Origin of the sequence: Streptomyces sp. NPDC058751 (assembly GCF_042746485.1) — a bacterium.
Classification (GTDB): domain Bacteria; phylum Actinomycetota; class Actinomycetes; order Streptomycetales; family Streptomycetaceae; genus Streptomyces.
Window position 1 is genome coordinate 91,323 of record NZ_JBHYPZ010000039.1, and the last position, 7,177, is coordinate 98,499.

Genomic DNA, 7,177 nt, shown 5'->3' on the forward strand with positions numbered 1-7,177 from the left:
TCAGGTCTGGGACAGGATCTCGCGGAAGACCCGCCTGAGCTGGGGCGAGGGTTCGATGCCCAGCTCCCGCACGAGGCGCTGACGGGTACGGCTGTACACGTTGATCGCCTCGCCCTGACGGCCCGAGCGGCACAGCGCGGCCATGAGCTGCCGGCAGAAGTGCTCGCGCAGGGGATAGCGCATGTGAAGGCGCTCGGCCTCGGGGATGACCGCCTGGTGGAGACCGAGGTCGAGCTGTGCGTCGATCTTCCGCTCGTGCGCGATCAGCCGGCTCTCCTCCAGATGGGTGTAGGCCATGCGGCAGATCATCCCCTGACCGGTGTCGAACAGCGCGGGTCCCCGCCACAGGGCGAGCGCGCTGTTCAGGGTCCGGATGACCGCTCCGGGGTCCTCCTCCAGCAGCGGTGCCGCGGACTCCACGAGGGCGGTGAAGCGCAGGGCGTCGATGTGGTCGGCGGGGAGCTGCAACCGGTAACCGGCGGGCGTGGTCTGCACGACCCCGCGCAGGTGCTCCCGGCCGATCCGGGTCACGAGAATGCGCCGCAGCCGCGCGATGTGCCCCTGCAACGAGTTCACCGCGTCCCTGGGCGGCCTCTCCGCCCACAGTTCGTCGATCAGTTCGTCCCGGGAGACGACCTTTCCGCCGGCCAGGGCGAGCGCCGCGACGATGGTGCGCAGCTTCTCGCCCGGTATTCGGAAGCGGATCTCGTCCTCGTCGATGATTTCCAGCGGTCCCAGCAGTTCGATCCGCACGGCTCGTCCTTTCTCTGTACGAGAGTTGGGATGGTTCGGGTGCGGCCCACGGCTTTTCGGTGTCCGCCCCGGCAGGCCGCCGGGGCGGACACCGGTTCATCGCAGTTCGTCCTCCGCGGCGCGGGCCGCCCATTCGGCGAACGTCTCGGCCGCGTCCTTCCGGCCCGCCAGATAGGCGCGGGTCACGCGCTCGACGTAGTCGGGCAGTTCGGCCGCCGTGGTCCTCAGACCGCGCAGCTTCCTGCCGAAGCGGCCGTCCTCTCCCTCCCGCAGGGCGAGGCCCCCGCCGAGGTGCACCTGGAACCCCTCGGCCTGGGTGCCGTCCGCGCCGGTCACGAGCTGCCCCTTGAGCCCGATGTCGGCGACCTGGGTCCGCGCGCAGGCGTTGGGACAGCCGTTGACGTTGACCTTGATGTCCAATGCCTCACCGGCGAGCCGCCGTTCGAGCTCGTCGACCAGGGTGGCCGCGCGCTCCTTCGTCTCGACGATCGCCAGCTTGCAGTACTCGATGCCGGTGCAGGCCATGGTGTCGCGCCGCCACGAGGACGGTTCGGCCTCCAGACCGATGCCGCGCAGCGCGCCGACGAGCGGGGCGGGATCGGCCACGTCGAGCACCACGACCTTCTGGTACGGGGTGAGCCGGACCCGTGTCGAGCCGTGGGCCTCGGCGAGGTCCGCGAGACGGGCCAGCGCGTCGCCGGAGAGCCGTCCGGCCACCGGGGCGGCGCCCACGAAGTACCGTCCGTCGCGCTGCCGGTGGACCCCGATGTGGTCGAGCGGCGCGGCCGGCAGCACCGGGGCCGGACCGTCGACGAGCGGACGCTTCAGGTACTCGTCCTCCAGCACCTCGCGGAACCGCTCCACACCCCAGTCGGCCACCAGGTACTTCAGCCGGGCGCGGCCGCGCAGCCGGCGGTACCCGTAGTCCCTGAACAGCCGGGTCACGGCCACCCAGACCTCGGGCACGTCATCGAGCGCCACCCAGGCGCCCAGCCGTTCGGCGAGCCGCGGGGAGGTGGACAGGCCGCCGCCCACCCAGGGGTCGAACCCCGGGCCGTGATCGGGGTGGACGCTGCCGAGGAACGCCAGATCGTTGATCTCGTACGGGATGTCGGGCAGCCAGCTCACCGCGGTCTTGTACTTGCGCGGCAGGTTGGACAGCGTGGGGTCGCCGATCCAGCGGGCGGTGATCTCCTCGATCGCCGGTGTGGCGTCGAGGAGTTCGTCAGCCGAGACCCCCGCGACCGGGCTGCCGACGACGACGCGCGGGCAGTCGCCGCACGCCTCGGTGGTCGACAGCCCCACCTCTTCGAGCCGGCGCCAGATCTCGGGGACGTCCTCGATCCGCACCCAGTGGAACTGGATGTTCTGCCGGTCGGTGACGTCCGCGGTGCCCCGGGCCCAGCGCAGCGAGACGTCCGCGACCGCGCGGATCTGGTCCAGGTCGAGGCGCCCGCCGTCGATGCGGACGCGGAGCATGAAGTACTCGTCCTCCAGCTCCTCGGGGGCGAGGACGGCCGTGCGTCCCCCGTCGATGCCGGGGCGGCGCTGGGTGTACAGCCCCCACCAGCGCAGCCGGGAGCGCAGGTCGTCGGGGTCGATGGAGGCGAAGCCGTGATGCGCGTAGACCCGCTCGACGCGCTCCCGTACCCGCAGTGGGTCCTCGTCCTTCTTGATCTCCTCGTTCCTGTTGAGGGGCTCGCGCCGTCCGTGGACCCACTGGCCCTCGTCGCGCGGGCCCCCGCGCCCCACCCGCGGTGCGGGCGAGGCGGGCGCCGTGTCCGTCATGGTGTGCTGCCCTTCTCCGGCCTCTTGTCACCGGCCTCGGGCCGGCCGCGGGTCGCGGGCCGGCCTCGGATCGTCATGGACTCGGCTGCTTCAGCGGCCCCGAGACGGCGGTGATCATTCCGCTGGTGAGCCAGTCCGCGCCCCCGTGCTCGTGCGCGGGCATGCCCGGGATGTACACCTCGGCCGCCGCGTACATCAGGGCCGGGGCGAAGTCGCCGCCCGACTGCCGCTGCCAGGCCTCGTACCCGGCGGCGCTGGGCACCTCGCCGGGGAACCGCCTCGACAGCGCCGACAGATAGCGCTCGGCGGCCGGGCCCCGAGGGTCGTAGCGCAGCGGGATGATCTGGCCCGCGCTCGGACCGAGCACCGGTGGCGAGAGCAGCCAGGGCGCCAGGTAGGTTCCCCCGGCCTTGACCCGGCCCGTCCCGACCTCCTCGACCTGGGCCTCGGCCGCCGCCCAGCCCGTGACCACGATCAGCGGGGGCGCGCCCTCGCCGGGTGCCACCACGGTCATCTTCTCGCGGGCCGCGGCCTCGCGGACCACGGTCGCGGCGGCCCGGTCGCGGGGCGAGTCGTCCGCGCGCAGGGCGACGGTCCGTGCCCCGCGCTTCGCCAGGAAACGCACGGTGGACCGCAGCATGCCGGCGTCCGCGGCGGTGAGACGGTCGGCGGGGCAGGAGGACCAGGGCCGCTCGCTGCCCGCGAGCAGGGCGCCCAGGGCGGCGGACGCGCACTCGGGGCCGTCCGCGCCGCGCAGCGTGGCGGACACGGCGGCCGGCTCGCCGCCGGTGTCGACGTCCAGCGAGGCCGGGGTGCCGTTCACGGAGAGGTACAGCCGCTGGTCGCCGGAGTCCAGGGTGACGCCCACCCAGGTCCGCTCGGAACCGCTGTACCGCCGGCCGGAGGTGAGCCGGGCGGGGTCGGTGCCGGCCGCCGCGTCGTCCGCCGCGATGCCCACCAGGTTGAACCCGGGACGGTTCGGCACGACGAGGACCGGTACGCGCTGGGCCCCCGCCTCGGCGGTACGCAGCACGGGCACACCCGGTGTGCCGGCCTCCGGCCGTCCCGAGCCGTGCGACACCGTCATGCCCGCCAGCACCGAGGTGATCACGACGGCGGCGGAGGAGACGAGCACGGCACGCCGCCGGCGCAGCCGCCCGTACCGCAGTTGCAGCATGATCAGGCCGATGCCGCACGCCAGGACGAGCGCGCCCAGCAGGATGCCGTACAACGGCCCGAACCCCTCGGCGGCCTGGGCCAGTTGCCCGCGGCGGCCGACGGCCGCCGCGGACAACTGGACCGAGAAGGCGCTGCTCACCGCAGTACGCCGTCGCTCACGACGAACAGCACGCCGTGGGGTCGGGCGTCACCGGTGTCGCCGTGCGGCCACGACGTCCGGTTGAAGCCGACGCACGGGTCCCCGGTGACCTCGTCACGGAACCGCTTGTCGAGGGAGATGCCGGCCTTCCCGCCCAGGTCGAACATGCACACCCGGTGGTCGCCGTCGCCGCCGAAGGCGCCGGCCAGGAAGTAGTTGGCGGTGGCGACCCGCTTGACCTGCGTGGCCTCGCGGTAGTTGCCGTCCTTCCCCCGGGTGAAGTTGTCCATCGCGCCCCAGTGCGGACCACCGTCGGTGGCGTCACGGATCGGGACGGTGCCGACCAGGCCGGGACAGTCGCTCTCCGTGCCGCCCTTGTAGACCTCGTCGAGGTTGTCTATGGAGCACCGCGGGTCGTCGCCCGACGCGAGCAGCTTCCGGATGTCCAGCACGTAGACCATGCCGGTCGTCCGGTCCAGCGGCTTCCCGTACGGCTTCGACGCGCCCATCACCGTGTGGAACAGGTAGCGGTCGTCCGGACTGACCGCCAGCCAGCTCGAGTTGTCGCCGCCGCCGGTCACCGAGCCGTCGGGGGCGAAGGTCTGGTACGGCGTCGTGTCGTCCAGGACCTCCTTCCACTTCGGCCTGGAGGACGTGATGTCCGGCGTGTAGTAGACCGCGCCGCCGGTCATCGAGGAGACGAACGCGCCTTTGTGACCGCGCTTGTTGGGCAGCGCCGTCTCCATGAGCACCCGGGACTCGCCGAAGATCGGGTCCGACTCCTGGGCGGCCCTGGGCCCGTCCGCCACCTTGGACACGGACTTCAGCTCCGGGTCGGCCCGGTCGGTGATGTCCCAGACGCGGACCGTCTGCCGGGCGAGGTCCTCACGCAGTTCGACCTCGGGATTCACGAAGTTGCGTGCCTCCACGAAGTCGCTGGCGACCATGATGTTCATGTCCTCGCGGACGGCGATGCCGTGCGGGTTGGCGCAGCTCGCCTCCGTCAGCACCGGTACGTTGCCGCACTGGACCGGGTCCTCGCCGCCCTTGACGGCCGCGGGGATCTCGGAAATGGTCTGCCCGTCCTTGCCGAAGTAGACGATCTCGCCGGGCGAGCCGGCCGCGCCGTTGCCCTCACGCACCTCACCGTTGGTGTACGTGCACGGACCCGTGACATTGGGTCCGCCCATGTACGTGCCGTACGCGGTGCCGTCGCGCAGCACCTGGTAGGCGTCCGGCAGAGTGCCGCACGGGGTGTCCGTGGGGACGTTCACGCCGACGAGCTTCACGGCCGGAAGGGCCTTCGTGTCGAACACGAACGTCGTGTCGGTGAGGATGCCGCCCGCGAACAGCCGGGCGCCCTTGTGCCACAGGTACTGCATGTGATGCGGCTCGTTGCCCTTGCCCGGCCCCATCGTCACCGTGTTGACGACCTTCCCGTAGTGCGGTGAGCCGGGGGTCGCGTCGATGACGGTGAGGAAGTCGGGCGTCGTGTGGTCCACCGGTCCCGCCCAGGCGAGCAGCCACTCGCGCCCGTGTCCGCCCGCCTGGGGGAGCAGGTGGTTGGTGGCGGTGTAGGTGGTTCCGTTGGACGCCGTGAACTCGGAGGTCCACGCCTTGGCGGACTCCGGTGATGCCTGACCGGCTCCGCTGAGCAGGGCGGTGGTCAGTCCCAAGGTCAGAAGGACCACGGACGAACGCCGTGGGAACCCTGTTCTTCGGAGCCTGGATAGTCTCATCGTGCAAATGCCCCTCTTCTGGAACGTGCGGTTCGGGTTCCCCCGGTCGCAGGCATGCGCAATGGCCCCGGACCGAAGGGTTCCGGCCAAGAGATTTCTCCGGATCGTCGAGTTTCGCTGCCCGTGATCCCGCAGCGGCCCGCGAAATCCATCCGCGACTATCTCAAACACCGCTGACCGGGCGCTGACACGGCGCTTGCGAGGCCGGATCCCGGAGCATGTCAGCGCCGTGTCAGTGGGCCGTCCGCGGCCATTGCTAGGGTGACCGGCACTGCCGAACTCCGGAAAAGGGAATTTCTCTCCGCGTTGTTTACCGCCGCCCGGAGAAACCTTTGTCGAAATGCTTCCGGACAGGAGAAATCAATGAGTGAACGCCAGTTGCTCCACCCCTGCCCGTACTGTGAGTACAAGGGGCTCTTCCGGGTCGGCGAAGGGCCTGACACCTGGAAATGCGGCGCTTGCGAGCGCGCGTTCAGTTTCTCGTTCCTCCAACTGCTCGGTCTCGTGGCGCTGGGCGTCGGCCAGGGAGCCGCACATGAAGGGCGCTGACACGGACCGGTCCGCCGAGCTCCGGCTGCTCGCCGAGCAGGCGGGGCGTGAGCTGGAGGACGCGTCGGCGCTGGAGATCCTGCGCTGGGCGGCGGACACCTTCGGCGAGGAGTTCTGCGTGACGTCCTCGATGGAGGACGCGGTGGTCGCTCATCTGGCTTCGCGGGTGCGGCCCGGCGTGGACGTGGTGTTCCTCGACACCGGCTACCACTTCCCGGAGACGATCGGCACGCGGGACGCGGTCGAGGCCGTGATGGACGTCAACGTCATCACCCTGACCCCGCGTCAGAGCGTCGCCGAGCAGGACGCCGAGTACGGGCCGAAGCTGCACGACCGCGACCCCGACCTGTGCTGCGGGCTCCGCAAGGTCCAGCCGCTGGAACAGGGCCTGACGGACTATCGGGCGTGGGCGACCGGACTGCGCCGCGACGAGTCCCCGACCCGGGCGAACACCCCGGTCGTCGGCTGGGACGAGAAGCGCCGCAAGGTGAAGGTCTCCCCGATCGCCCGCTGGACGCAGGACGACGTGGACGCCTACGTCGCCGAACACGGCGTCCTGACCAACCCGTTGCTGATGGACGGTTACGCCTCCGTCGGCTGCGCCCCCTGCACCCGCCGGGTGCTGGAGGGCGAGGACGCGCGCGCCGGCCGCTGGGCGGGCCGCGCGAAGACCGAGTGCGGACTGCACGGATGACGACGACCACGACGAACACCGCGCCCGGCGCGGGTCCCACGATTCCTCAGGAGCAGCGGGTGACGGACGGAGCCATGGTCCGGCTCACGGAACGGGGGCCGGCGTGAGCGCGCCCACCGCTGAAATGACCTTGTCCCTGTCCCACTTGGACGTGCTGGAGTCGGAGGCCGTCCACATCTTCCGTGAGGTGGCGGGTGAGTTCGAGCGGCCGGTGGTCCTCTTCTCCGGTGGCAAGGACTCCATCGTCATGCTGCACCTGGCGCTGAAGGCGTTCGCCCCGGCGGCGGTCCCCTTCACGCTGCTGCACGTGGACACCGGGCACAACTTCCCCGAGGT

At 71.2% G+C, this 7,177-nt stretch carries 7 protein-coding genes; 3 read left to right on the top strand and 4 right to left on the bottom strand.

Annotation, left to right across the window (positions count from 1 at the left end; all coding sequences use genetic code 11):
• The 4 genes from ACFW6B_RS30685 to ACFW6B_RS30700 all read right to left on the bottom strand — a co-directional run bounded on the left by ACFW6B_RS30685 (window position 1) and on the right by ACFW6B_RS30700 (window position 5,535).
• The gene (locus ACFW6B_RS30685; RefSeq protein ID WP_382780383.1) at window positions 1-753 is read right to left on the bottom strand and encodes a BTAD domain-containing putative transcriptional regulator; all 753 of its coding nucleotides are present in this window, start codon (window positions 751-753) and stop codon (window positions 1-3) included.
• A gap of 96 nt (window positions 754-849) precedes the next feature.
• Window positions 850-2,541 carry a nitrite/sulfite reductase gene (locus tag ACFW6B_RS30690; RefSeq protein ID WP_386601056.1) on the bottom strand — a complete coding sequence of 564 codons (1,692 nt, stop codon included), beginning with the start codon at window positions 2,539-2,541 and terminating at the stop codon, window positions 850-852.
• A 73-nt stretch (window positions 2,542-2,614) separates the two neighbouring features.
• Complete coding sequence (locus ACFW6B_RS30695) at window positions 2,615-3,859, bottom strand: hypothetical protein (RefSeq protein WP_386601059.1); 1,245 nt, start codon at window positions 3,857-3,859, stop codon at window positions 2,615-2,617.
• A complete protein-coding gene (locus ACFW6B_RS30700) occupies window positions 3,856-5,535 on the bottom strand; it encodes a hypothetical protein (RefSeq protein ID WP_386601061.1) in 1,680 nt (559 codons plus the stop codon). The genes ACFW6B_RS30695 and ACFW6B_RS30700 overlap by 4 nt, the downstream gene beginning before the upstream one ends.
• Window positions 5,536-5,961: 426 nt before the next feature.
• Here ACFW6B_RS30700 and ACFW6B_RS30705 point away from each other — a divergent pair, with 426 nt between their 5' ends.
• The 3 genes from ACFW6B_RS30705 to ACFW6B_RS30715 form a co-directional block, all read left to right on the top strand.
• The gene (locus ACFW6B_RS30705; protein ID WP_386601062.1) at window positions 5,962-6,147 is read left to right on the top strand and encodes a hypothetical protein; all 186 of its coding nucleotides are present in this window, start codon (window positions 5,962-5,964) and stop codon (window positions 6,145-6,147) included.
• The gene (locus ACFW6B_RS30710; RefSeq protein WP_386601064.1) at window positions 6,134-6,841 is read left to right on the top strand and encodes a phosphoadenylyl-sulfate reductase; all 708 of its coding nucleotides are present in this window, start codon (window positions 6,134-6,136) and stop codon (window positions 6,839-6,841) included. Before ACFW6B_RS30705 ends, ACFW6B_RS30710 begins: the two co-directional genes overlap by 14 nt.
• A gap of 124 nt (window positions 6,842-6,965) precedes the next feature.
• A partial coding sequence (locus ACFW6B_RS30715) for a phosphoadenosine phosphosulfate reductase family protein (RefSeq protein WP_386601067.1) occupies window positions 6,966-7,177 on the top strand: 212 nt, incomplete at its 3' end.

Excerpts from the sequence above, each read along its gene's own strand:
- ACFW6B_RS30690 (WP_386601056.1), bottom strand. The coding sequence starts at position 2,541 with ATGACGGACACGGCGCCCGCCTCGCCCGCACCGCGGGTGGGGCGCGGG.
- ACFW6B_RS30705 (WP_386601062.1), top strand. The coding sequence starts at position 5,962 with ATGAGTGAACGCCAGTTGCTCCACCCCTGCCCGTACTGTGAGTACAAG.
- ACFW6B_RS30710 (WP_386601064.1), top strand. The coding sequence starts at position 6,134 with ATGAAGGGCGCTGACACGGACCGGTCCGCCGAGCTCCGGCTGCTCGCC.